1 protein-coding gene is annotated in these 798 nt (G+C 63.4%); it reads right to left on the reverse strand.

What is annotated here, in order from left to right; genetic code table 11:
* Nucleotides 1-798: type VI secretion system contractile sheath domain-containing protein (locus A7X77_RS31700; RefSeq protein WP_197486935.1), on the reverse strand; the 798-nt coding region annotated here is incomplete at both ends.

Raw genomic sequence — 798 nt, forward strand, 5'->3', positions numbered from 1 at the left:
GTTGGCCGATTTCGTCGCGCATGATGACCTTGAGATAATGCGCGAAGCGCGAGGCGCAGAGCACATATTGCAGCATGGCGGCGAGGCGGGCGTTCTGGCGTGCATGCTCATTGGAATAGTGCGGCGGTGCATGCAGCGACTGATTGGAATTGAAGATCGCTGAAGAGGAGAGATAGGTGGTCGCGGCAGGGATGATGCCGAGATCGCACAGCTGTTGCTCCTGGCTGCTGGTCAGCCGGATTTCGACCGGCGCCTGGGCGGAAAGCCCGTTGCTCTCGGTGCCGAAATCATAGGGCGGCAATTCGCTTGCACTCAGCAGACCGCCGTCGATGGCATCCTGCGTGACGCCGCGGATCTCCGCAAACCAGCCGGACGCGATGAAATTGCGAATGACGACGGTCGCAAAGGCGAAAGCGGCATTGCCCCAGAGCAGCGAACTGCCGTCGGCAGCAATGCTTTCGCGGAAGGGAAAGCCGTCATTGCGATCGCGCGCATGCGGCGCAAGCGGCGGGCGCATCAGGATGCGCGGCGCGACGAGCCCGAGGAAACGCGAGTCCTCGCGCGCGCGAAGACCGTTCCAGCGGATGCGGTCCGTCTCCGTGGCAAGCCAGGAGAAGTCGCTGACCCGATTCAGATCGTGAAAGTCTTCAAGCCCGATCGAAAACGGCGCGGCACCCGCGACGAAGGGGCAGAAGGCGGCAGCCGCCACCATGCCGATCTGCGACAGCGTGCTGACCGGATCGCCGTCGCCGGGATCGCGCGGAGACAGATGATAGTCACCAACCAGCAGGCCGAAGG

Source organism: Rhizobium bangladeshense (genome assembly GCF_001662075.1).
GTDB classification, from domain to species: domain Bacteria; phylum Pseudomonadota; class Alphaproteobacteria; order Rhizobiales; family Rhizobiaceae; genus Rhizobium; species Rhizobium bangladeshense_B.